This window comes from Pseudomonas sp. ADAK2 TE3594 (genome assembly GCF_053628675.1).
The window spans coordinates 1,356,797-1,381,204 of the sequence record NZ_JBRJGV010000001.1; the positions used below are offsets into that span (position 1 = coordinate 1,356,797).

Annotated in this window: 20 protein-coding genes; 10 read left to right on the top strand and 10 right to left on the bottom strand. The window is 60.1% G+C overall.

The window, feature by feature from the left end:
- The first annotated feature begins 38 nt into the window (after nt 1-38).
- Nucleotides 39-272 (top strand): hypothetical protein, encoded by a 234-nt coding sequence (locus AB7M22_RS06165; RefSeq protein ID WP_008007084.1) that lies wholly within the window; start codon nt 39-41, stop codon nt 270-272.
- Between the two features lie 93 nt (nt 273-365).
- Here AB7M22_RS06165 and sulA read toward each other — a convergent pair whose 3' ends face one another.
- Both sulA and lexA read right to left on the bottom strand, forming a co-directional pair.
- On the bottom strand, nt 366-839 hold the full coding sequence (gene sulA / locus AB7M22_RS06170) for an SOS-induced cell division inhibitor SulA (protein ID WP_008007086.1): 474 nt from the start codon (nt 837-839) through the stop codon (nt 366-368).
- 10 nt (nt 840-849) lie between these two features.
- Entirely contained in the window at nt 850-1,458 is a 609-nt protein-coding gene (gene lexA / locus AB7M22_RS06175) for a transcriptional repressor LexA (RefSeq protein WP_427625563.1), read from the bottom strand.
- A gap of 229 nt (nt 1,459-1,687) precedes the next feature.
- On the opposite strand from lexA, the gene AB7M22_RS06180 reads away from it, so the two are divergent.
- The 3 genes from AB7M22_RS06180 (at nt 1,688) to AB7M22_RS06190 (ending at nt 4,314) form a co-directional block, all read left to right on the top strand.
- Nucleotides 1,688-2,395, top strand: coding sequence for a TetR family transcriptional regulator (locus tag AB7M22_RS06180; protein ID WP_454185573.1), 708 nt, complete (start codon nt 1,688-1,690; stop codon nt 2,393-2,395).
- Nucleotides 2,396-2,565: 170 nt separating this feature from the next.
- Complete coding sequence (gene nagZ, locus AB7M22_RS06185; protein ID WP_454188761.1) at nt 2,566-3,564, top strand: beta-N-acetylhexosaminidase; 999 nt, start codon at nt 2,566-2,568, stop codon at nt 3,562-3,564.
- A gap of 12 nt (nt 3,565-3,576) precedes the next feature.
- Nucleotides 3,577-4,314, top strand: coding sequence for an S-methyl-5'-thioinosine phosphorylase (locus AB7M22_RS06190; protein ID WP_454185574.1), 738 nt, complete (start codon nt 3,577-3,579; stop codon nt 4,312-4,314).
- 133 nt (nt 4,315-4,447) lie between these two features.
- On the opposite strand, the gene AB7M22_RS06195 is transcribed toward AB7M22_RS06190, so the two are convergent.
- From AB7M22_RS06195 to mfd, 3 genes are all read right to left on the bottom strand, one after another.
- Nucleotides 4,448-7,138, bottom strand: coding sequence for an SNF2-related protein (locus AB7M22_RS06195; protein WP_454185575.1), 2,691 nt, complete (start codon nt 7,136-7,138; stop codon nt 4,448-4,450).
- Nucleotides 7,139-7,409: 271 nt separating this feature from the next.
- Complete coding sequence (locus AB7M22_RS06200; protein ID WP_454185576.1) at nt 7,410-7,985, bottom strand: CsiV family protein; 576 nt, start codon at nt 7,983-7,985, stop codon at nt 7,410-7,412.
- Between the two features lie 9 nt (nt 7,986-7,994).
- Complete coding sequence (gene mfd / locus AB7M22_RS06205; protein WP_007907758.1) at nt 7,995-11,444, bottom strand: transcription-repair coupling factor; 3,450 nt, start codon at nt 11,442-11,444, stop codon at nt 7,995-7,997.
- Nucleotides 11,445-11,798: 354 nt separating this feature from the next.
- On the opposite strand from mfd, the gene AB7M22_RS06210 reads away from it, so the two are divergent.
- The gene (locus tag AB7M22_RS06210) at nt 11,799-13,262 is read left to right on the top strand and encodes a glyceraldehyde-3-phosphate dehydrogenase (RefSeq protein ID WP_007907755.1); all 1,464 of its coding nucleotides are present in this window, start codon (nt 11,799-11,801) and stop codon (nt 13,260-13,262) included.
- A gap of 129 nt (nt 13,263-13,391) precedes the next feature.
- Here the strand turns inward: AB7M22_RS06210 and tcuC are convergent, their stop codons facing one another.
- The gene (gene tcuC, locus AB7M22_RS06215) at nt 13,392-14,690 is read right to left on the bottom strand and encodes a tricarballylate/proton symporter TcuC (protein ID WP_454185577.1); all 1,299 of its coding nucleotides are present in this window, start codon (nt 14,688-14,690) and stop codon (nt 13,392-13,394) included.
- Nucleotides 14,691-14,891: 201 nt separating this feature from the next.
- On the opposite strand from tcuC, the gene AB7M22_RS06220 reads away from it, so the two are divergent.
- The gene (locus AB7M22_RS06220) at nt 14,892-15,941 is read left to right on the top strand and encodes an FAD:protein FMN transferase (RefSeq protein ID WP_454185578.1); all 1,050 of its coding nucleotides are present in this window, start codon (nt 14,892-14,894) and stop codon (nt 15,939-15,941) included.
- 206 nt (nt 15,942-16,147) lie between these two features.
- Nucleotides 16,148-17,542 carry a Si-specific NAD(P)(+) transhydrogenase gene (gene sthA / locus AB7M22_RS06225; RefSeq protein ID WP_007907752.1) on the top strand — a complete coding sequence of 465 codons (1,395 nt, stop codon included), beginning with the start codon at nt 16,148-16,150 and terminating at the stop codon, nt 17,540-17,542.
- A gap of 42 nt (nt 17,543-17,584) precedes the next feature.
- Here the strand turns inward: sthA and AB7M22_RS06230 are convergent, their stop codons facing one another.
- Entirely contained in the window at nt 17,585-18,307 is a 723-nt protein-coding gene (locus AB7M22_RS06230) for a glycerophosphodiester phosphodiesterase (RefSeq protein WP_007907751.1), read from the bottom strand.
- Between the two features lie 14 nt (nt 18,308-18,321).
- Nucleotides 18,322-18,903 carry a PilZ domain-containing protein gene (locus AB7M22_RS06235; protein WP_454185579.1) on the bottom strand — a complete coding sequence of 194 codons (582 nt, stop codon included), beginning with the start codon at nt 18,901-18,903 and terminating at the stop codon, nt 18,322-18,324.
- A gap of 94 nt (nt 18,904-18,997) precedes the next feature.
- On the opposite strand from AB7M22_RS06235, the gene AB7M22_RS06240 reads away from it, so the two are divergent.
- The 3 genes from AB7M22_RS06240 to AB7M22_RS06250 all read left to right on the top strand — a co-directional run bounded on the left by AB7M22_RS06240 (nt 18,998) and on the right by AB7M22_RS06250 (nt 22,248).
- The gene (locus AB7M22_RS06240; RefSeq protein ID WP_008073077.1) at nt 18,998-20,248 is read left to right on the top strand and encodes a lipoprotein-releasing ABC transporter permease subunit; all 1,251 of its coding nucleotides are present in this window, start codon (nt 18,998-19,000) and stop codon (nt 20,246-20,248) included.
- A 7-nt stretch (nt 20,249-20,255) separates the two neighbouring features.
- Nucleotides 20,256-20,939 carry a lipoprotein-releasing ABC transporter ATP-binding protein LolD gene (lolD, locus tag AB7M22_RS06245; RefSeq protein WP_020700644.1) on the top strand — a complete coding sequence of 228 codons (684 nt, stop codon included), beginning with the start codon at nt 20,256-20,258 and terminating at the stop codon, nt 20,937-20,939.
- Nucleotides 20,940-21,003: 64 nt separating this feature from the next.
- On the top strand, nt 21,004-22,248 hold the full coding sequence (locus AB7M22_RS06250) for a lipoprotein-releasing ABC transporter permease subunit (RefSeq protein ID WP_008007110.1): 1,245 nt from the start codon (nt 21,004-21,006) through the stop codon (nt 22,246-22,248).
- 106 nt (nt 22,249-22,354) lie between these two features.
- Here the strand turns inward: AB7M22_RS06250 and AB7M22_RS06255 are convergent, their stop codons facing one another.
- Entirely contained in the window at nt 22,355-23,704 is a 1,350-nt protein-coding gene (locus AB7M22_RS06255; protein WP_454185580.1) for a heavy metal sensor histidine kinase, read from the bottom strand.
- Entirely contained in the window at nt 23,704-24,384 is a 681-nt protein-coding gene (locus AB7M22_RS06260) for a heavy metal response regulator transcription factor (protein ID WP_008007114.1), read from the bottom strand. Before AB7M22_RS06260 ends, AB7M22_RS06255 begins: the two co-directional genes overlap by 1 nt.
- Nucleotides 24,385-24,408 lie beyond the last annotated feature (24 nt).

Genomic DNA, 24,408 nt, shown 5'->3' on the forward strand with positions numbered 1-24,408 from the left:
CCTATATAATCCCCGCCTTTCGTGGAGAACAGACCTTTATGCCAACGTCCTTTCTAGAAATTGTCGAGTTACCAGACGGCCGAATCGAGCTGCGCAGGGCTGAGGACGAGGGTTCTCTGGTTACTTTGGATTTCTCCGAGGATGCCAAGGTTTTCCTGCAAGGCCAGCATGTGGAAGTCGCCAAGGCGATGTTGAGCGTCGGTGTTCAGATGGCAGGACGCCTGGTTGAAGGCGAATTTGATAAGGAAGAGGGGTCACGGGTTCTTCATTGATCCCGCCCGTCGGATTCTTCGGATACCTCTACAGATCGGCTTCTCTATCCCTGGAGAAGCCCTGCGCTGTTCAGCGCGCACCGTGTTTGTCAGTTAACCCAGTCGAATATTCAGACTTTGCGCATCCCCGATACGGGCGGCGCTGATCAGCTGTTGCCGCGACGATGTGCTCAGCGGGTTAAGCCAGCTGACGACCGTATGGCTGCGGCCCAGTCGCAAGGCTTCGCAGGTCAACTGCTGAGCGCTCTGCGTGCCGCGCGGCTGCAGGAGCAGAATGCGTTCACGGTTCAGGCCGGCGTCCCGTAACCAGGCTTGTGTCAGGCTGGCGGGTGGGGCGATCAGTGTCAGCCAGCGTGCATCTTGATCCTGACTCAGTTCCCTGAGAATCGGTGCCAAAAGGTTCAGGCAGTTCCCGGCCGCGCCGCGCAGTGATAGCTCGCTGAAGACTTCGGGCTCGGCGCTCCAGGGCGATTCGACCACGTCTTTCAGGATCGGCGCCAATGGCTGCGCCATGAACGCCTCGAACAACGGCAGTTGGGCTTGCTGTGAGGTATGTGGGAACTGCATAAAGCCTCCTTTAGCGGCGAATCACGCCGACACTCAAGCCTTCGATAACCAGTTCCTGATCTTTCAGGTTGACTTCGATAGGGGCGAATTCAGGGTTTTCGGCAATCAACCAAACCTTGCTGCCGTCGCGCTTGAAGCGCTTGACGGTCACTTCGTCGCCGATCCGCGCCACCACGATCTGACCGTTACGGGCTTCACGGGTGGTGTGGACGGCCAGCAGGTCGCCGTCGAAAATGCCGACGTCCTTCATGCTCATGCCATGGACCCGCAGCAGATAGTCAGCGCGAGGATGGAAGAACGCAGGGTTGATGTTGCAGGATTCCTCGATGTGCTGCTGGGCGAGGATCGGCGCACCGGCAGCCACCCGGCCAATGATCGGCAAGCTGGACTCGTCGGCCTTGGCTTCGAAGCCAGGGATGCGGATGCCGCGGGAGGCGCCCGGGGTCATCTCGATCGCTCCCTTGCGGGCCAGCGCCTTGAGGTGTTCTTCCGCCGCATTGGGCGACTTGAACCCCAGTTCCTGAGCGATTTCCGCGCGGGTCGGCGGGTAGCCGTTGTCTTCGAGGCAACGTTTGATGAAGGCCAGAATCTCTGCTTGGCGTGGCGTCAGCTTTAGCATATTGATCGCTCTGTCTTTTTATACAGTGACTGGGATTATATACAGTGAACCGGTCTTGGCAATGCCCCTTTTTTTGCCGGGCGCTGGACGGTCATTTCGCTCGCTGATCGATGCGCTGCTGTTGTATGGTTAAATACCTGACCGACCATTCCCAAAACGAACCGCCAGACTTGACAAGGCCAAGGCTGAAACGTATGTTTCAAACAAGTGTTTGTCAGGCGGAGTAGCCATGGCCCAGTCGGAAACCGTTGAACGCATTCTCGATGCTGCCGAGCAGTTGTTCGCGGAAAAAGGTTTTGCTGAAACCTCATTGCGTCTGATCACCAGCAAGGCCGGTGTCAATCTTGCGGCGGTGAATTATCACTTCGGGTCGAAGAAGGCGCTGATTCAGGCGGTCTTCTCGCGTTTTCTCGGGCCATTCTGTCTCAGTCTCGATAAAGAGCTGGAGCGCCGCCAGGCCAAGCCCGAGAACAAGCCGACCCTTGAAGAGCTGCTGGAGATTCTTGTCGAGCAAGCCTTGGTGGTGCAACCACGCAGCGGCAATGACCTGTCCATTTTCATGCGTTTGCTGGGGCTGGCGTTCAGTCAGAGCCAAGGGCACTTGCGTCGTTATCTGGAAGATATGTACGGCAAGGTGTTCCGCCGCTACATGATGCTGGTCAACGAGGCCGCGCCGCGCATTCCCCCGATCGAACTGTTCTGGCGTGTGCACTTCATGCTGGGTGCCGCGGCGTTCAGCATGTCGGGGATCAAGGCCTTGCGTGCGATTGCCGAGACCGACTTCGGCGTCAACACCTCCATCGAACAAGTGATGCGTCTGATGGTGCCGTTCCTGGCCGCAGGCATGCGGGCCGAAACCGGCGTCACCGACGCTGCCATGGCCACCGCGCAGTTGCGTCCACGCAGCAAATCGGCTCCGGTCGCCGCCAAGGTTTAACCGCACACGGGTGGGCGCGGCAGCTGACATCCGCTAAGCTAGCCGCCCATGCCGACTCTCGTTCTGAACCCGCTCCTCATTGAAATCGCCGACCCGCCGGGCACAGCCCATGGCGGCGAATTCGTGCGAGCCGGGTTAATCGTAATCAAGGAATCTCTATGACTGCTGGCCTGCAAGGCTCGTTGATGGTGGACGTCGCCGGTATCTGGCTGACGGCTGAAGATCGCCAATTGTTGCGCCAACCCGAAGTGGGCGGCCTGATCATTTTTGCCCGCAACATCGAGCATCCGCGTCAAGTGCGCGAATTGAGCGCTTCGATTCGCGCCATTCGTCCCGATCTGCTGCTGGCGGTGGATCAAGAGGGCGGTCGGGTTCAGCGGCTGCGCCAAGGCTTCGTGCGATTGCCAGCCATGCGTGCCATCGCCGATAACCCGAATGCCGAGGAGCTGGCCGAGCAGTGTGGCTGGATCATGGCGACTGAAGTGCTCGCGGTCGGTCTCGACTTGAGCTTCGCCCCGGTGCTGGACCTGGATTACCAGCGCAGTGCGGTGGTCGGCACCCGTTCGTTCGAAGGTGATCCCGAGCGTGCCGCCTTGCTCGCCGGTGCATTTATCCGTGGCATGAATAGCGCGGGAATGGCCGCCACCGGCAAGCATTTCCCGGGTCACGGTTGGGCCGAGGCCGATTCCCACGTCGCGATTCCCAGCGACGAGCGCAGCCTCGACGAAATCCGCGCCAACGATCTTGTGCCGTTTGCACGATTGAGCAAGCAACTGGCCGCCGTCATGCCGGCCCACGTAATTTATCCACAAGTCGATTCCCAGCCTGCAGGTTTCTCCCGTCGCTGGTTGCAGGACATCCTGCGCGGCGAGCTGCAGTTCGATGGGGTGATCTTCAGTGATGACCTGTCGATGGCCGGTGCCCACGTGGTTGGCGATGCTGCCAGTCGCATCGAAGCGGCATTGACCGCCGGTTGCGACATGGGCCTGGTGTGCAACGATCGCGCAGCTGCGGAGCTGGCCTTGAGCGCCGCCCAGCGTTTGAAGGTCAAACCTTCGGCGCGTATTGCGCGGATGCGCGGGCAGGCATACGCCAGCACCGAATACCGTCAAGACCCGCGCTGGCTAGCGGCCATCGGCGCGCTCAAAGAAGCTCAATTGATTGATTAAGGACTTCTCGTCATGACGGTTTACGCGATTATCGGCGGCACCGGCCTGACACAACTCGAAGGCTTGAGCATTCGTCAGTCATTGGCGGTGGACACTCCTTACGGTACGCCTTCGGCCGAAGTGCAGAACGGTGAGTACGCTGGCAAGGAAGTGCTGTTTCTCGCGCGTCATGGGCACCCACACCGTTTTCCGCCGCATCAGGTGAACTACCGCGCCAACCTGTGGGCCTTGAAGCAGGCCGGTGCCGAAGCGATTCTCGCGGTCAACGCCGTGGGCGGGATTCATACTGCGATGGGCACCGGACATTTCTGCGTGCCGCATCAACTGATCGACTACACCAGCGGCCGCGAGCACACCTATTTCGCCGATGACCTGGAACAGGTCACGCACATCGACTTCAGCTATCCCTACAGCGAACCCCTGCGTGAGCAATTGATCGCGGCGTTGGCGGCTGAAGGCGTTGCCTACAGCAGCCATGGCGTGTACGCCTGCACCCAGGGCCCGCGTCTGGAAACAGTGGCTGAAATTGCGCGGCTGGAACGTGACGGTTGTGACATCGTCGGCATGACTGGCATGCCGGAAGCGGCATTGGCACGCGAGTTGGAACTGGATTACGCCTGTCTGGCACTGGTGGTGAACCCTGCGGCGGGCAAGTCGACAGCGGTGATCACCATGGCCGAGATCGAGCAGGCATTGCGTGACGGGATGGGCAAGGTGAGGTCGACGTTGGCGCGGGTGCTCAAGGGCTGATCGATCGTTAAACCGAACCGACCCCTTCGCGGGCAAGCCTCGCTCCTACAGACTTGAGTCGTTCGCCGACAATGCGAACGACTCAAGTCTGTAGGAGCGAGGCTTGCCCGCGAAAGCGATCTATAGATCGCCGCTACTTATCAATTTTTTCCGGCAACGGCGCAAACAGCGCCTCGATATCATCGCTCTGCAACTTCCAGTCCCCGGTCTTGCGCCCATCCAGCACGCCTGCGGCCAGATCGGATTTTTCCTTCTGCAGATGCTGAATCTTCTCTTCCACCGTGCCCCTGGCAATCATCTTGTAGACGAATACCGGCTTCTCCTGACCAATGCGATAGGCACGATCCGTCGCCTGGTTTTCTGTCGCCGGGTTCCACCAAGGGTCATAGTGAATCACCGTATCCGCTTCGGTCAGGTTCAGTCCTACGCCGCCAGCCTTCAGGCTGATCAGAAAGATCTGACGCTTGCCGCTCTGGAATTCCTTCACAGGCGTGCGTCGGTCGCGGGTTTGTCCGGTCAGGATCGCATACGCCACGCCGCGTTTTTTCAGCTCGTCCTCGATCAACGACAACATTGAGGTGAACTGCGAAAACAGCAGAATCCGCCGACCTTCTTCGAACAACTCCTCCAGCATTTCCATCAGGCTATCGAGCTTGCCGGAGGTGCTACCGCGCGCGGGTAGGGCAGCATCGTTGACCAGGCGTAAATCGCAGCACACCTGACGCAACTTCAGCAGTGCTTCAAGAATGATGATCTGGCTACGCGCCACGCCCTTGCGGGTGATTTCGTCGCGGACTTTCTTGTCCATGGCCAGGCGCATGGTTTCGTATACGTCGCGCTGGGCTTCGTTGAGTTCGACCCAATGGATGATCTCGGTTTTCGGCGGCAGTTCGGTGGCCACCTGCTCCTTGGTCCTGCGCAGCAGGAACGGTTTGATCCGACCGTTGAGGTGCTGGAGTCTTACTTCGCTGGCACGCTTTTCTATTGGTACGCGGTAATCGCGGTTGAAGCTTTTCACGTCACCGAGCCAGCCGGGCAGCAGGAAGTGGAACAGTGACCACAACTCGCCCAGATGGTTTTCCAGCGGTGTGCCGCTCAGGCACAGACGCTGGCGAGCATTCAGCTCACGGGCTGCATGGGCGGCCTTGCTGTTGGGATTCTTGATGTACTGCGCTTCATCCAGCACCAATACATGAAACGGTTGCGCGGCGAGGCGCTCGACATCCTTGGGCAGCAGTGCATAGGTGGTCAGAATCAGGTCGTAATCGGCCAGGTGCTCGAAATGCTTTTTGCGACTGGCACCGTACAGCGCCAGCACTTTGAGCTGCGGCGTGAAGTGCGCGGCTTCGTCGAGCCAGTTGGGGATCAGGCTGGTGGGCATGACCACCATGCACGGCCGATCGAGGCGCCCAGCGTTCTTCTCGCTGAGAATGTGCGCCAGGGTCTGTAGGGTTTTGCCCAGGCCCATGTCGTCCGCGAGAATCCCGCCGACTTCCAGTTGCCGCAACGACTGCATCCAGCTCAGGCCTTCCAGCTGATACGGGCGCAAGGTGGCATTCAAGCCTTCGGGTGCCACCGCGGTGTGGTCCTTGATGTCGCGCAGGCGTTGGGCAAAGGTGCGGATCTGCTCGCCACCTTCCCAGAGCAACGGCAGGCCTTCCAGCGGATTCAGTCGCGTGGCGTCGGCCTTGCTCAGGCGCAGCGTGGTTTCGCCGGGTTCTTGCAGATAAAACTCGCCGAGGGTGGCCAGCACCGGTTTCAAGCGGCCGAAGGGCAGGGCGACCTGCAACGGGCCTTGGTCGGTGCTGCGGCGCTGCGGGATGTTCACCAGAATCAGTTCGTCGTCGCGACGTCGGGCGAGCCGTTCCGGGTTGAGGATCTCGGTGTGGGAGCGCATCAGGTTCAACAGGATCGGCAACAGGCTCAGCCGTTCGCCGTTGACGATGATCCCCAATTCCAGGTCGAACCAGTCGCGCTCAGGTGCCTGCTCGACAGTGGCGTACCAGTCGTCCACGGCGGTCAGGTCGAAGCCGAAATCCTCGTCGATCTGCAACTCCCAGCCCTGGGTGCGCAGCTTCGGCAGCTCGTTGAGGGTGAAGGTCAGCCAGGCGCTGTCGTTGACCATCTCGTAGAGTTCGCCGGCACTTTCGGGCAAGGCCTTGCTTTGTCGGGTGGCGATCTTGAAACCGAGGATTCGCAGCTGTTCCCTGTAGGCCTGTTCGACTTCCGGGTGGCGTTTTATCCGCAACGTCTGCGTCTCCTGGCGGATCAGGGTGTCAGTGTTTTTCTGTCCGCTGACGTATTCATCCAGATAGCTGAAGGACAGCGCCGCGCGATGCTGGATGTACCGCTGCATCTTGCCGTTGCGCGGTTCGAAGGCGCTGAACTCGATGCTCGCCAGCCACAGGCGCGGCACCGGTTGCACGTTGTCCACCAGGATTTGCGGCGGCGCTTTCGGGCTACGGTTTTCCAGTACGGCCTGAAGTTTTTCCAGCAGTTCAGCGTCTTTGGCAGCCGCTGGGTAGGCGAGGGTTTCCTGTACTTGCAGCAACACCGCCGCGCAATGTTTGCAGTTGCTATGAACCGGGCAGGTGCACGTGGCGTCGATCATCAGCAAGGTGCCTTTGGCCGACTCGCGCAGGCGAATGGTCTGACGGTAAACGTTACCGCCAGAGCCTTCGCAACTGGCGGTGATGGTGGCGTCGCCGACTTCGACGATCCTGACGCGGTTCTCCAGCGCGTAGCGACGGCCACGCTCCAGGCTCTGTTCCTTGAATCGGCTGACCCAGGATGTTGCCAGGGGTTTGCTCAGGGTCGGGGGCATAGGGGGCGTTCTCAATTAGTTTTCCCGTCGCGTTGTCGCCTTAAAGCGGGCCAGGCAAGGCGCAGGCCGCTGGGAATGGTTGTTCCCTTTCCGAGGCCTGCAACGCAGCCTGGCCCGCTTTAGGGCACAACCCGAAGGGCCGGGCCTGCTGTTGTGCAGGGCTGCGTTGCTCGAAGCTTATTTGGAATGACCAAACCACGCTTCTCGCGCCTTGCCCTGCACAACAGCAGACCCGGCGCGGCGTGAAAACTAATTGAGAACGCCCCCTAGATCAGTCCGGAACGACTTCTGGAGCTTCCCGTGGTGCGGGCGCTGTCAGGGAGGTGATCTTGATCAGCAGGCCGAGGTGACCGTTGTCGAGGAAATTCAACTGGCCATTTTTGGTGTGGCTGTCCTGCTTCAGGCGTTCGCTGGCGGTGACCAGGCCGTTGGCGTCAATCTGATTGACCCAGAAGTCGGCGTCGACGTCGGTGAAGCGCCCCAGTTTCAGGCTCAGAGTGCCTTCGATCGGGAACTGGCCAAACTGTTCCTTGCCCTCGCTGATCGCCACTTTGCTGGCTTCTTCCCCCAGGTTCTGTTGCCAGGCCTTGTGCAGCAACACCGTGTATTCGTTGCTGGCGGTGAGTTTTTCCACTTCGGGATTAAGGCTTGGCGTGCGAAAGCTGTCGGGGCTGATGCGCTGGGCGCCGGCATCCCAGTCTTCCGGCGCGGCGCGGCTGACGATGGCGGGCACGGCGTTTTGCCGCACCAGAATCATTTCGACCTGATACAGATCATCAGCAAACGCCGTCGAGGCGAACGACGAAAACAACGACATCAACAAGGTCAGTGAGCGAAACAGGCGCATGCGGCGTCCTTAAGCAGTGGTCGGAATGAGGCGCTCGAACAGCGCCTCTACAGTATTAAAACGCTCTTGCGGGCTTTCCATCGGCACCTGGAATTTGAACATCGTGGCGCCTTCGAATTTGTAGCGTTTGGGCTGGCTCTGGATCAGTTTGATCAGTGTCAGCGGGTCGACCGGTGTCTGCGCCGCGAACTCGATACGACCGCCCTGCGGGCCACCGTCGACTTTTTTGATGCCCAGTTGTTCGGCCTGCAATTTCAACGCCGTGATCCGCACCAGGTTCTTGGTCGGCTCCGGCAGCAGACCGAAACGGTCGATCATCTCCACTTGCAGGTCCTTGAGGCCTTCCTCATCGGTGGCCGAGGCAATGCGTTTGTAGAGAATCAGTCGAGCATGCACGTCCGGCAGATAGTCCTCGGGAATCAACGCCGGTACGCGCAGATTGACTTCGGGGCCGCCACCCAGTGGCTGATCGAGGTTCGGCTGTTCGCCCTTGCGGATCGACTTCACCGCGCGCTCGAGCATTTCCATGTACAGCGTGAAACCGACGGCCTGGATCTGCCCGCTCTGCCCGTCGCCCAGCAGTTCGCCGGCACCACGGATTTCCAGGTCGTTGGTGGCGAGTACGAAGCCCGCGCCGAGGTCCTGGGTATTGGCGATCGCTTCGAGGCGCTTTTCCGCGTCGGGAGTGATTTGCTGGCGCGGCGGTGTCAGCAGGTAAGCATACGCCTGGTGGTGGCTGCGACCGACCCGGCCGCGCAATTGGTGCAGCTGAGCCAGACCGAACTTGTCGGCACGCTCGATGATGATGGTGTTGGCGCTCGGCACGTCGATGCCGGTCTCGATGATGGTCGAGGCGATCAGCACGTTGAAGCGCTTGTGGTAGAAGTCGCTCATCACTTGTTCGAGATCGCGTTCACGCATCTGCCCGTGGCCGATGCCAATCCGCGCTTCCGGCACCAGTTCGGCGAGGTCGGCGGCGCATTTCTCGATGGTCTTCACGTCGTTGTGCAGGTAGTAGACCTGACCGCCACGGAGTAACTCACGCAGCAGGGCTTCTTTGACCGTGCTCTTGTTCTGCTCCATGACGAACGTGCGCACCGACAGGCGACGGGCCGGTGGCGTGGCGATGATCGACAGATCACGCATGCCCGACACCGCCATGTTCAGCGTGCGCGGAATTGGCGTAGCGGTCAGCGTCAGGATGTCGACTTCACTGCGCAGCGCTTTGAGCTGTTCTTTCTGACGGACACCGAAACGGTGCTCTTCATCGATGATCACCAGCCCGAGGTTTTTGATCTTCACGTCGTCTTGCAGCAGCTTGTGTGTGCCGATGACGATGTCGATCTTGCCTTCGGCCAGGTCCGCGACCGCAGCGTTCACTTCTTTGGTCGACTTGAAGCGGCTCATCACTTCCACGCTCACCGGCCAGTCGGCGAAGCGGTCGCGGAAGCTGTTGTAGTGTTGCTGGGCGAGCAGGGTGGTCGGCACCAGAATCGCCACCTGACGACCGCCATGCACCGCAATGAACGCCGCACGCATCGCCACTTCGGTCTTGCCGAAACCGACGTCGCCGCAGACCAGTCGATCCATCGGTTTCGGTGCGAGCATGTCGGCGCGCACCGCTTCGATGGTGGTTTGCTGGTCCGGGGTTTCTTCGAACGGGAAACCGGCGCTGAAGGTCGCGTAATCGGCTTTCGGGTCGGCGAAGGCATAGCCCTCGCGAGCGGCGCGGCGGGCATAGATGTCGAGCAACTCGGCGGCCACGTCGCGCACCTGTTCGGCGGCTTTGCGTTTGGCTTTCTGCCAGGTCTCGGAACCGAGGCGGTGCAGCGGCGCCAGGGCATCGTCGCTGCCGGTGTAGCGGGCGATCAAATGCAGGTTGGCTACCGGAACGTACAGCTTGGCGTTCTCGGCATATTCAAGGGTCAGGAATTCGGCGGCTTGATTGTCGATTTCCAGGATGGTCAGCCCCAGATAGCGGCCGACACCATGATCGATGTGCACCACCGGCGCGTTTTCGCGCAGCTCGGTGAGGTTCTTGATCACCGCATCGTTATTGGCGTCGGCGCGTTTCTCGCGGCGACGGCGCTGCATCACGCGCTGCCCGAACAACGGGCTTTCAGCGACCAGGGCCAAGGCTGGATCGTCCAGCAACAGACCTTCGTCGAGCGGTGCGATGGTGATCGCCAAGCGCTCCTTGCTCGCAACAAAGTCTGGCCAACTGTCGACGGTTTTCGGCCGCAGCTTCAGGCGTTCCAGCAATTCCAGCAGCACTTCACGACGGCCCGCGGACTCGGCGGTAAACAGCACGCGGCCAGGGAATTCGTCGAGGAAGCCGGCCAGCGCCGCCAACGGCTGAGTGGCCTTGGCTTCGATGGCCAGGTTCGGCAGCGACTGAGCCGGGAAGCGCTCGCGACCGACACCGGTTTCCACGTCCTGTTGACTGGCAACCACGCGGGGCCAGCTCTTGAGGCGGGCAAAGCAGTCTTCCACGGGCAAGAACAGCTCGGCCGGTGGTAATAAAGGACGGGATGGGTCGACGCGGCGCTCTTCGTAACGATTGCGCACGTCGTTCCAGAAATTTTCCGCCGCCTGTTCGATGCCCGGCAAAGAGAACACTTGCGTGTCCTGGGGCAGGTAATCGAACAGGGTGGAGGTTTCATCGAAGAACAGTGGCAAGTAGTACTCGATACCGGCCGGTGTAATCCCGCTGCTCAAATCCTGAAAGATCGGGCAGCGACGGAAATCGACATCGAAACGCTCACGAAAGCGCGCCTTGAAGCGGGTGACCGCGTCCTTTTGCAGCGGGAATTCCCGTGCCGGCAGCAGGCGAACAGTGTCCACCTTGTCGATGGAGCGCTGGTTTTCCGGATCGAAGGTACGCAGGGTTTCGATTTCGTCGTCGAACAGATCGATGCGGAAGGGCAGTTTGCTGCCCATCGGGAACAGATCGATCAGCGAGCCGCGCACGGTGAATTCGCCGTGCTCATAGACTGTATCGACGTAACGATAGCCGCTGGCCTCAAGCCGGGTGCGCATTTGCTCGACGTCGAGCTTCTGGCCGACATCCAGCACCAGGCTGCTGCCGAGCAGGAATTTGGTCGGCGCCAGGCGGTGCAGGGCCGTGGTGATCGGCACGACCAACACACCATGACTCAGTTCTGGCAACCGATACAGGCTGGAGATGCGCTGAGAGATGATGTCCTGATGTGGCGAGAACAGGTCGTAGGGCAGGGTTTCCCAGTCAGGGAAATGCAGAACAGGCAAATCCGGGGCGAAGAAACTCAGCTCCTGTTCCAGCCGTTCGGCACTCTGGCTGTCGGCGGTCAGTAGCAGGGTAAAGCGCTTGGCAGCGCTGGCGGCCTCGGCGATGGCCAGGCTCAGGGCGGCACCGGGCAGGTTGCCCCAGTGCTGTTTACCTGCCGCGGCAGGGAGAAGCGGTAGACGCAGAACGGGCACGGAAGGTTGAGCTCCAAGCGTTGCGACAAAGTCGACAATTGTAACGGCCTCTGGTGCCGGCTGTCAGTTGCAGACTGTGTCTATATGCACAGGTTGGGTGAAATGTAGTGGTAATGACAAAAACTGGCGGTTTGATACTGAAAATGTAGTGCCCAAACCGCCCAGTGTTACGGAGGGTTACGGACACGGTAGCGTTATCGTCGAAAAATTGACTGTGCTGAAAGCCCCGGTTTTACTGGGCTGGCGCGGGGCGTAATTTTTTTGAACGGGATTTTGTTACCGCTTGTGCGACAGGCGCGCATTGCTACGGGAGGCACTCGGCGGCATAATGTAGCCCCTTTTTTCTGCCCCTACATGTGGAAGGTTCCCGTGACTCAGAAGCCCGACCAGTGTCTTGGTGAATGGATCGACCGTGAAGCACTCGCAGAAGCGATGATTCCGCTTATCGGTCAGCTCTACCGCAATAACAACGTGGTGAGCTCGATCTATGGCCGCAGTCTGATCAACCAGTCTGTCATCGCGATTCTCAAAGCTCACCGCTTTGCTCGCCATCGCCAGTCCGATGACAGCGAATTGTCCGTCCACGAAACATTCCCTCTGCTCAAAGCGATGAGCGAGCTCAAGCTCGGCGCTGCTTCGGTAGACCTGGGCAAACTGGCCATCAAGTTCAAGGCCGAAGGCAATGGCCGTAGCGCCGAAGAGTTCGTCCGTGACGAACTGGCCGATGTGGTCGGCAAGCAGAATGGTTCCGGTCGTACCGGCACCGACGTTGTCCTGTACGGTTTCGGTCGTATCGGCCGTCTGCTGGCGCGCATCCTGATCGAGAAAACCGGTGGTGGCGACGGCCTGCGTCTGCGCGCCATCGTTGTCCGCAAGGGCGCCGAAAACGATCTGGTCAAACGCGCCAGCCTGCTGCGCCGCGACTCGGTGCACGGTTCGTTCAATGGCACCATCACCATTGATGAAGCCAACAACACCATCACCGCCAACGGCAACCTGATCCAGGTTATCTACGCGAAGAACCCGACTGAAGTGGACTACACCCAGTACGGCATCAAAAACGCGTTGCTGGTGGATAACACCGGTGTATGGCGTGACGCCGACGGCCTGGGCCAGCACCTGGCCTGCCCGGGTATCGACCGCGTTGTCCTGACTGCGCCAGGCAAAGGCAAGCTGAAGAACATCGTTCACGGCATCAACCACGGCGAAATCACCGCTGACGACAAGATCGTTTCCGCCGCTTCCTGCACCACCAACGCCATCGTGCCGGTGCTGAAAGCAGTCAACGACAAGTTCGGCATCATCAACGGTCACGTCGAAACCGTTCACTCGTACACCAACGACCAGAACCTGATCGACAACTTCCACAAGGGTGATCGTCGTGGTCGTAGCGCCGCGTTGAACATGGTCATCACCGAGACTGGTGCTGCCACTGCTGCCGCCAAGGCGCTGCCTGAGCTGGCCGGCAAGCTGACCGGTAACGCGATCCGTGTTCCGACGCCGAACGTGTCGATGGCCATTCTCAACCTGAACCTTGAGAAAGCCGCCACCCGTGAAGAGATGAACGAGTACCTGCGCTACATGGCGCTGCACTCCGATCTGCACAAGCAAATCGACTACGTCAATTCGCAGGAAGTGGTTTCCACCGACTTCGTTGGCTCGCGCCACGCAGGCGTTGTGGACGCTGAAGCGACCATCGTTCAGGACAACCGCGTTGTTCTGTACGTTTGGTACGACAACGAGTTCGGTTACAGCTGCCAGGTGGTTCGCGTGATGGAAGACATGGCCGGTGTAAACCCGCCAGCATTCCCGCGCTAAGCCTTAGCCGCACATGAAAACGCCCCGACTTGGTCGGGGCGTTTTTGTTTGTGGGTGATCGTTCCCACGCAGAGCGTGGGAACGATCCTCTTCTCTGTAGGAGCGAGGCTTGCCCGCGAAGGCTATCGATCAGGCGTCACCCACTACTGCTGCCTGCGCAGTCCGCAGTTCATGACGATTGCCGCGGAACAACACCAGCGTCGCAATCAACCCCAGCACCGCCGCGCCACTGAGCCAGATCCCCGGTGCCGCCTTGTTGTCCAGCACATGGATCAGATACGTGCAGGCCGCCGGTGTGAAACCACCAAAGGTCGCGGTCGCCAGGCTGTAGGCAAGGGAGAAGCCGGTCGTGCGAACCTCCACCGGCATGATCTCGGTCAGGGCCACCACCATGGCACCGTTGTACGAGCCATACAGGAACGACAGCCACAACTCGACGATCAGCAGATGGCTGAAGCTCGGGTTTGTAACCAGCCATGACAGCGCTGGATAAGCTGTGAGGATCGCCAGAATCGTCGCCGCCAACAGTAGGGGTTTGCGCCCGATCCTGTCAGACACAGAACCCATCACCGGCAGCCAGAAGAAATTCGACAGACCAATGCACACGGTCACCAGCAACGTATCCAGATCCGACAGATGCAGTTCGGCTTTGCCGAAGGTCGGGGTGTAGGCGGTGATCAGGTAGAACGACACAGTGGTCATCACCACCAGCGCCATGCCGGCGAGGACGATGCCGAAGTTCTGACCAATCGAGCGGACAATGTCTTGCAGGGTAGGGCGGTGCTTGCGCGCCTGGAACTCCGGGGTTTCTTCCAGCGAACGGCGGATCACGAAGATCGCCGGCACGATCATGCAACCGATCAGGAACGGCACGCGCCAGCCCCATTCACCCATTTCTTGCGGGCTGAGCCAATGGTTCAAACCCACGCCGAGCAGGCCGGCGAAAACCACCGCGGCTTGCTGACTGGCGGACTGCCAACTGACGAAGAAGCCTTTGCGGCCTGGTGTGGATATCTCGGCGAGGTACACCGACACACCGCCCAGTTCCACGCCCGCCGAGAAGCCTTGCAACAGGCGACCGAGCAATACGATCAGCGGCGCCGCGACGCCCAGCGTCGCGTAACCCGGCACGCAGGCAATCAATAGTGTGCCGGCGGCCATCATTGCCAATGTGATGATCAGGCCCTTGCGGCGGCCGTGACGGTCGATGTAAGCCCCGAGGAAAATCGCCCCCAACGGACGCATCAGGAAGCCGGCCCCGAAAGTGGCCAAAGACAGCATCAGGGAAGCGAAAGCGCTGTCGGCAGGGAAGAAGGTTTTAGCAATGGCCGTGGCGTAGAAGCCGTAGACCATGAAGTCGAACATCTCCAGGAAGTTTCCGCTGACGACGCGAAAAATTGCTTTGCCGTTGCTCGTATTGGAAGACATTTGTAAGTACTCACGCTGGTAAATCTTGTTTGAAAACGCTGCGCCTGTGGGAGCCTGCTCGCGATAGCGGTGACCGGATTTACGATTGCTTCGCAATCGGACGGGGGCAAGCCCCCTCGCCACACAGGCTCGCTCACACAGGTTTTGCGTCTGACTGACGGGTGCTGGCAGACCTCGCTCCCATACGCTCTGAGGCCCATAATGGCGGGCGCGGTTTTGAGGGGAGATGAAGATTTGTTAACTGGACGGTGGGGTGGACTTGTGGTGCTGGCCGGCGTTTTGGCCGGTTGCGGCAACGGTGACAGACTGGAGCGCTTCGACGGCCCGACCATGGGCAGTCGTTATTCCATTCAATACGTAAGACATTCCTCCACGCCCGGGCCGAAAGCAGTGCAGGCTGAAGTAGAAAATATCCTCGCCGAAGTGGATCGACAATTCTCGACCTATCGCAGCGACTCGGACACCGTACGCTTTAACGCACTGCCGGCCGGTCGCTGTCAGGTCATGCCTGGCCCGGTACTCGAATTGATCCGTGTGGGCGAGCAGTTGTCATCCCAAAGCGACGGCTCCTTCGACTTGACGGTGGAGCCGCTGCTCAACCTATGGGGGTTCGGCCCGCAGGCACGGGAGGAAAAAGTCCCGACCGCCGAAGCGCTGGCCGAAGTGAGGCAACGCGTCGGTCATACCCATCTGCGAATCGACGGTGATCAGCTGTGCAAAGACGTTGCAGTCGAGCTCGACTTCAACAGCATCGCTGCCGGTTACGCGGTCGATACGATTGCCGCGAAACTCGAAGGAATGGGTATCCACAGTTACCTGGCTGAAGTCACTGGCGAACTCAAGGCCGCCGGCAAAAAACTCGATGGCTCGACTTGGCGCATTGCGCTGGAAGAACCCCGAGACGATCAGCAAGTCGCGCAAAGAGTCATCGCCATCGACGGCTACGGCGTGTCCACGTCCGGCGATTACCGCAATTATTTTCAGCAAAACGGCCGGCGCTATTCCCACACCTTCGATGCCCGCACCGGTGCGCCGGTCCTACACACTCTGGCGTCAGTCACGGTGATTCATCCTTCAGCGTTGATGGCTGATGGCCTATCGACGCTGTTGCTGATTCTCGGTCCTGAACGGGGTTGGGACTATGCCCAAACTCATGACATAGGTGCATTCTTTGTGATTCGTGCCGATACAGGTTTTGTCACCCGCACCAATCAGGCTTTTAAGCGCCTGGTGGGTGAGAAAACCAAGTGATTGCGGCATCAAAAGCATTTTTGATGGCGTTGTAGTGCAGGCAAAACTAGCCTACGACGCGACCAAGGGTTAATGTGCCCGGCGTTGACGCTTCTATAGACTGTGTCCGGGTTCTGCACTGGCCCCAAATTGTTCCTTCACGCCGCAGATCGGCGTGATTTAGCCGCAGGTGCCGAGGGCGCCGCGGCCTGTTCTGAGGAGTATGCATGGCTGTCTACAACTACGACGTGGTGGTGTTGGGTTCCGGCCCGGCGGGAGAAGGCGCGGCAATGAATGCCGCCAAGGCAGGGCGCAAGGTGGCGATGGTCGATAGTCGTCGCCAGGTCGGCGGCAACTGCACCCACCTGGGCACCATCCCGTCCAAGGCTTTGCGTCACTCGGTCCGGCAGATCATGCAGTTCAACACCAACCCGATGTTCCGGGCCATTGGTGAGCCGCGCTGGTTCTCGTTCCCGGACGTTTTGAAAAGCGCCGAAAAAGTCATCTCCAAACAAGTCGCCTCGCGCACCGGCTACTACGCCCGTAACCGTGTCGACGTGTTCTTCGGCACCGGCAGCTTCGCTGACGAGCAAACCATCGAAGTGGTCTGCGCCAACGGCGTGGTTGAAAAACTGGTGGCCAAGCACATCATCATCGCCACCGGTTCGCGCCCTTATCGCCCGGCGGACATCGATTTCCATCACCCGCGTATCTACGATAGCGACACCATCCTCAGCCTCGGCCACACCCCGCGCAAGCTCATCGTTTACGGCGCTGGCGTGATTGGTTGCGAATACGCCTCGATCTTCAGTGGTCTGGGTGTGCTGGTCGAGCTGGTGGACAACCGCGGTCAGTTGCTGAGCTTCCTCGACTCGGAAATTTCCCAGGCCCTGAGCTATCACTTCAGCAACAACAACATCACGGTTCGCCACAACGAAGACTACGACCGCGTCGAAGGCGTGGACAACGGCGTGATCCTGCACCTCAAGTCCGGCAAGAAGATCAAGGCCGATGCCTTGCTCTGGTGCAACGGTCGTACCGGCAACACCGATCAGCTGGGTCTGGAAAATATCGGCGTGAAGGTCAACAGCCGTGGCCAGATCGAAGTCGACGAAGCCTACCGCACCTGCGTACCGAACATTTACGGTGCCGGTGACGTGATCGGCTGGCCGAGCCTGGCCAGTGCCGCGCACGACCAGGGTCGTTCGGCCGCTGGCAGCATCGTCGATAACAACAGCTGGCGCTTCGTCAATGACGTGCCGACCGGTATCTATACCATTCCGGAGATCAGCTCGATCGGCAAGAATGAGCAGGAATTGACGCAGGCCAAGGTGCCGTACGAAGTCGGCAAGGCATTCTTCAAGAGCATGGCGCGTGCGCAGATCGCCGGCGAGCCGCAAGGCATGCTGAAGATCCTGTTCCACCGTGAAACCCTGGAAGTGCTGGGCGTTCACTGCTTCGGTTATCAGGCATCGGAGATCGTTCACATCGGTCAGGCGATCATGAGCCAGCCGGGCGAACTGAACACCCTGAAGTACTTCGTCAACACGACGTTCAACTACCCGACCATGGCCGAAGCCTATCGGGTAGCGGCGTACGACGGCCTCAACCGGCTTTTTTGAGCGGCTCCGGCCGGTGGCCTGAGCCGGCCGGGGAGACCGATTTCAGCAATTCTCGAGCGTGGCAGTGGCCAAACCGGGAAAGTCTGTAATCAGGCTGTCAACGCCGAAGTCGGCGAGTCTGCGCATCAGCGCGGGCTCGTTGACTGTCCACACCGACACATGCAGCCCCTGACGCTGCGCCTTCTGCAGGCGTTCCGGCGTGCATAGGGTCCAGTTCAGCGCCAGAATCTCACAGCCATAGTTTTGCGCGACCTTCAACGGGTCGAGCCAGGCGTATTCGGCCACCAATCCGCGAGACACGTCCGGCACCAGGTCCAGCGCGGCTTTCAACACTTCGCGTGAACTCGACGTAATCGTGATCTTGTCCCGCATGCCGAAACGCTGCGCCATTTCGCGGATCGCCAGCACGGTGGTCGCGGCACGGGTCCGTGAAGCGCTTTTGACCTCTAGCTGCCAGTGATCGAAATCGCATTTCTCGAACAATTCTTCCAGCGTTGGAATCGGGCAGGGTTTGATCCAGCCCGGGCCACCCTTGCGCGCGTCGTAGGTCACCAGCTCCGCGGCGGTATGTTCGACTACTTTGCCGCGGCGCTCGGTGGTGCGTTTGAGGGTCGGGTCGTGGATCACCATCAACTCGCCGTCCCTGGACAGGTGCAGGTCCAGTTCACAGCGTCGTACGCCATGCTTGAGGCATTCCTGAAAGCTGGTCAGGGTGTTTTCCGGTGCTTCGCCCTTGGCGCCGCGATGGCCGTAGATAAGGGTCACGGTTCTTCCTTAAGTTAAATGCCTGATTCGTTTTGTTCGCGGGCCAGGCGTCGTTCATGTGCCTGTCGCTGCAAGATGTAACGGGCCAGCAATTGCCGCTGGGCATCGGACGGGTATTCGAACTCGGTGCCAATGTCGTAGCCGTCGCCCTTGCGGTCGCAATGGGTGACGCGGGCACGCAGCAGCAGGCCAAGGGCTTGCGGCATGAGTACCAGCTTGACCGACAGGTGCGCGCCAGTGGCGATGGGCGTCGGATGCTGAAAGTCGATGCCTCCTTCGGAGAGGATCACCGGCTGCGGTTCGCCGATCTGTCCGAGCACGGTCAGGGCGACCACCTGGCTCAGCAGATCGATGCGTTTGTTCTGGGATTTCAGGAACGCGGCGATGGTCCGGTCGCGTTCGCTGATCTGTCGCAGCAGGTGTTGCGACTCGAATTCGCTCAGGTGCAGTTCGCTGAGCAGGTTGAATAGTGGGGAAGCATCCTGCAACACTTCCTGGCCTGCGGCTTCGGGAGCAGACAGGGGCCGAATTTCCAGTGCGATCGTGTCCTCGATACGGTAGTATTCGCGGCGATCTTCTTCATCTAATGTCGACATGGCGAACCCATGGTAGCGGCGGTGGTCTGAGTGTAAAGCTGGTTATCGACCCCCGCCACAAGGACGTTCCTTTTCCCTCCGAACAAGCCCCGACATGTTCAGACCTCTCTTCGTATTTATTGGCACGCGTTATACCCGTGCAAAGCGTCGCAATCATTTTGTGTCGTTCATTTCCCTGACCTCGATGATCGGACTCGCCCTTGGCGTGGTCGTGATGATCGTCGTACTGTCGGTCATGAACGGCTTCGATCATGAGATGCGCACCCGCGTGCTGGGCATGGTGCCTCACGCGACCATCGAGTCCGGTGAGCCGATCAGCGACTGGCAAAGCCTGGCGGCCAAGGTCAAGCAGAACCCGCAGGTGGCGGCGGTTGCGCCCTTCGTCCAGATGCAGGGCCTGCTGACCAACAACGGCAAGGTCTCCAAGGTGCTGCTCAATGCCATCGATCCCGTGCAGGAACGGCAGGTGTCGATCATTGATAACTTCATGCAGCAGGGCAAACTCGATGACCTGGCGCCGGGCAGTTTCGGCATCGTCATCGGCGACAAGGCCGCGGCCAAGCTCGGCGTGGCGGTCGGCGACAAGCTGACGTTTGTCGCGCCGGAAGTCACCGTGACCCCGGCCGGGATGTTCCCGCGCATGAAACGCTTTACCGTGGTCGGCATCTTTCATGTCGGCGCCGGTGAGATCGACGGCTATCTGGGCATCACCAATTTGCAGGATCTGGCGAAGCTGCACCGCTGGAAGCCGGATCAGGTCCAGGGCTTGCGCTTGAAGTTCGACGATCTGTTCCAGGCACCACGCATGGCGTGGACCATCGCTCAGCAACTCGGCGAAGACACGTATTACGCCCGCGACTGGACCCGCACCCACGGCAACCTGTATCAAGCGATCCGCATGGAAAAAGCCATGATCGGCCTGCTGTTGCTGCTGATCGTCGCCGTTGCGGCGTTCAACATCATTTCCACGCTGGTGATGGTGGTGAATGACAAGAAGGGCGACATCGCGATTTTGCGCACCCTTGGCTCCACGCCGGGGCAGATCATGGCGATCTTCATGGTCCAGGGCACGGTCATTGGTGTTGTCGGTACGCTGATCGGCGCTGTGGTCGGGATCTTCGCCGCGCTGAACGTCAGCGCCGCGATCTCGGCCCTTGAAGGGCTGATTGGTCATAAATTCCTGAACGCTGACGTGTATTTCATCGATTACCTGCCGTCGCAAGTGCAGAGCCAGGACGTGTTGATGGTCTGCGCCGCCGCGTTGGTTCTGAGTTTCCTCGCCACCCTGTATCCAGCCTGGCGTGCCGCGCGCACCCAGCCTGCGGAGGCGCTACGTTATGAGTGAGTCGGGCATGAGTGATAAAGCAATCTTGAGCTGCCGCAACCTGGGCAAATCCTACGTGGAAGGCCCGGAATCGGTAGAGGTTCTGGCCGGTCTGCAACTGGAGCTGCACCCAGGTGAGCGCGTGGCGATCGTCGGTACGTCGGGTTCGGGCAAAAGTACCTTGCTCAACCTGCTGGGCGGCCTTGATACGCCGACCAAGGGCAGCGTCTGGCTGGCCGGTGAAGAGCTCTCGGCATTGAACGAAAAGGCCCGTGGCCTGCTGCGCAATCGGTCGCTGGGTTTCGTTTACCAGTTCCACCACTTGCTGCCTGAGTTCACCGCGCTGGAAAACGTCTGCATGCCGCTGCTGATCGGTAAAACCGCGATCCCGGAAGCGCGTCAGCGTGCGACGGCGTTGCTGGAGCGGGTAGGGCTGGGCCATCGTCTGGAGCACAAGCCGGCGGAATTGTCCGGTGGCGAACGCCAGCGTGTGGCCATTGCCCGTGCCTTGGTGAACAAGCCAGGCCTGGTGATGCTCGACGAGCCGACCGGCAACCTCGACTCCCACACCGCCCAGGGCATTCAGGATTTGATGCTGGAACTCAGCACCTCGATGCGCACCGCGTTCCTGGTGGTGACCCACGACATGAACCTGGCTCGCCAGATGGATCGCGTCCTGCATTTGCAGGAAGGTTACCTGACACCCATCTGATTGACCGAAACCCGGCGTACTGAACAGTGCGTCGGGTCTTTTATTTTTATACGGTGCCCAGCGAATGTTCAGACCGTTATCGATCTTTATCGGCGCGCGCTATACCCGCGCCAAGCGCCGCAATCGCTTTGTTTCCTTCATCTCGATGACCTCGATGATCGGCCTCGCCCTGGGCGTGCTGGCGATGATCGTGGTGCTGTCGGTGATGAATGGGTTCCAGCGCGAAATGAGCTCGCGCATCCTCGGCATGGTGCCCCACGCGACCATCGTCGGCGTGAACCCTATCGACGACTGGCAGCCGGTGGCCGCCGCGGCGATGAAAAATCCTGAAGTGACGGCGGCGGTGCCGTTCACCGAGATGGAAGGCATGCTGTCCTATAAGGGTGCGATGCAGCCGATCCAGGTCAGCGGTGTCGACCCGGCGCTGGAAGGCAAGGTGTCGATCGTTGCCAAGCACATTGTTCAGGGGCGTCTCGACGCCTTGAAGCCGGGCGAGTTTGGCGTGGTGATCGGTGAGATCACCGCAAGACGCTTTCGCTTGAACGTCGGCGACAAGATCACCCTGATCGTGCCGGAAATCAGCACCGCACCGGGCGGGATTACCCCGCGCATGCAGCGGCTGAACGTGGTCGGCGTGTTCAAGGTTGGCGCTGAGCTGGACGGCTCCATGGCGCTGATCCACGTCGCCGACGCCGCGCAGATGCAGCACTGGCAGCCCAATCAAGTGCAGAGCGTGCGCCTGGCGGTGAAGGATCTGTACGCCGCGCCGCAAGTGTCGAGCGACATTGCGACAGGCCTCGGCGCTGCCTACAAGGCTGACGACTGGACCCACACCCAGGGCAGTCTGTTCAGCGCGATGAAGATGGAAAAAACCATGATCGGCTTGCTGCTGCTGATGATCGTCGCGGTGGCGGCGTTCAACATCATCGCCACCCTGATCATGGTGGTGAACGACAAGGGCGCGGACATCGCGATCCTGCGTACCATCGGCGCGACGCCTCGGCAGATCATGGCGATCTTCATGGTGCAGGGCACGGTGATCGGGGTTGTCGGTACCTTGATTGGCGGCGTGCTGGGCGTGATTGCAGCGTTGAACGTCAGTGAACTGGTGGGCTGGATGGAGCGGGTCAGCGGGCAGCACATCTTCAGTTCCGATGTGTACTTTGTCAGTAACTTGCCGTCGGAACTGCAGGGCGCGGATGTGTTGTTGATCTGTTCCGCCGGTTTCATCATGAGCTTTTTGGCGACGGTGTATCCGGCGTGGCGGGCGGCGAAAGTCGAGCCTGCTACCGCATTGCGGTATTCGTAACCTTTTACACCGCCATCGCGAGCAGGCTCGCTCCCACATTTTCCGAGTCGACTCAGGTCCAATGTAGGAGCGAGGCTTGCCCGCGAAGGGGCCGGCCCTGCTGCCCTCAATCCCCCTTCGGCAACTCAATCACAAACCGCGTCCATCCGTTATCCGATTCGCAACGAATCTGCCCGCCATGGGCGCGGATGATCGACTGGGTAATCGCCAACCCCAACCCCGCATGCTCACTGCTGCCTTCACGACGCGCCGGGTCTGCCCGGTAGAAGCGGTCAAACAAGCGCGGCAACAAGTCTTCAGAAATACCTTCACCGCTGTTTTCAACGGTCAGGCTCAAGCCCGTCGGCTGCTCGATAATCTTCACCCGCACCTCGCCATTGGCCGGGGTAAACCGCAATGCATTGTCCAGCAAATTGGACAGCGCCCGGCGCAGCATGCTGCGGTCGCCCTGTATGCGCGCGCTGCCGTCACGACTCAATTTCACCCGGGCGTCCTCGGCCAGCGGCGCAAAAAACTCCAGCAGCACATCGGCTTCTTCCGCCAGTTCCAGCGGTTCGCGCTTGGGCATCAGCAAGCCATGGTCAGCCTTGGCCAGGTACAACATGTCGTTGACCAGTTGCGCCATCCATTGCAGTTCTTCGAGGTTGCTGTGCAGCGCTTCGCGGTAATCCTCAAGGGGGCGAGGGCGGGTGAGGGTGACCTGGGTGTGGGTCAGCAGGTTCGACAGCGGCGTGCGCAGTTCATGAGCGATGTCGGCGGAAAACGCCGAGAGACGCTGAAAAGAGTCGTCAAGGCGTCCGAGCATGGCGTTGAAACTGTGGGCCATTTCCGCGAGTTCTGGTGGCATGTCTGCTTCCGGCAGGCGCGCGTTGAGCGATTGCGCCGAAACACCGCTGGCGACCGCACTCATGCGCCGCAGCGGGCGCAAGCCACTGCGCGCCGCCCAGGCACCGAGCAGGGCGGTGGCCAGCGCCGACAAACCGACCGTCAGCCAGATCAGGTGTTGCATGCGCTGCAGAAAGTGTTGGTGATGGGTGATGTCCAGCAGCAGGGTCAATTGCGGCGAATCGGGTTTATCGAGGAACAGCGGTGCATTCAGGACGCGGTAGTCGGTGCCGTCATCGCTCACCGTCGATAGGCCCAACTGGCGCGGCAAGTCTTTGGGCAAACCGGCCGAGCTGTCGTACAAACGTTGGCCGTCGCTGCCGATGATGCGCAGCGAAAGATCGGCTTGTCGGCTCAATTCATCGGCCAGTTTGGTCTCGCTTTCGCTGGACTGAATGTCATCCAGTGCCCGGCGCAAGCCAATCAGTTTGCCGTCGAGCAACTGCTGGTCCAACTCGACAAAATGCGCCTCGCTGGCGCGGCTGAACAACACCCCGGCGAACAACGACACCACCGCGGTGCAGGCCGCAAACAGCAGCGCCAGGCGATTGCTTAGTGAAAGTCGGCGCATCAGGCAGGGCGCTCTTCAAGGACATAACCCATGCCGCGCACGGTGTGGATCAACTTGTTCGGGAAGTCATCGTCGATCTTCAGGCGCAAACGGCGGATCGCCACTTCGATAACATTGGTGTCGCTGTCGAAATTCATGTCCCACACCTGGGAAGCGATCAGCGATTTGGGCAGCACTTCGCCTTGGCGCCGTAGGAGCATTTCCAGCAGAGCGAATTCCTTGGCGGTCAGGTCGATGCGCTGACCGTTGCGCTCGACCCGGCGGCGGATCAGGTCCAGGCGCAAGTCGGCCAGTTGCAGGCTGGTTTCCTGAGGTGTTGCGCTACCGCGCCGCAGCAGGCTGCGAACCCGGGCCAGCAGTTCGGAGAAGGCGAAAGGTTTGACCAGATAGTCGTCGGCACCTAGCTCCAGGCCGTGCACCCTGTCCTCCACCGCGTCTCGGGCTGTAAGAAACAGTACCGGTGTGTCGAGGCCCGCGCCGCGCACCGCTTGCAGAATCTGCCAGCCATCGCGACCGGGCAGCATCACATCGAGGATCAACAAGGCGTAATCGCCGCTCAACGCCAGTTGCTGGCCGGTGCTGCCATCGGCCACCAATTCGGTGGTGAAGCCGGCCTCGGTCAGGCCCTGACGCAGGTAATGGCCAGTTTTCGGTTGGTCTTCGACAATCAGCAGTTTCATGGGCGACTCGGGTAGTTGGAACAG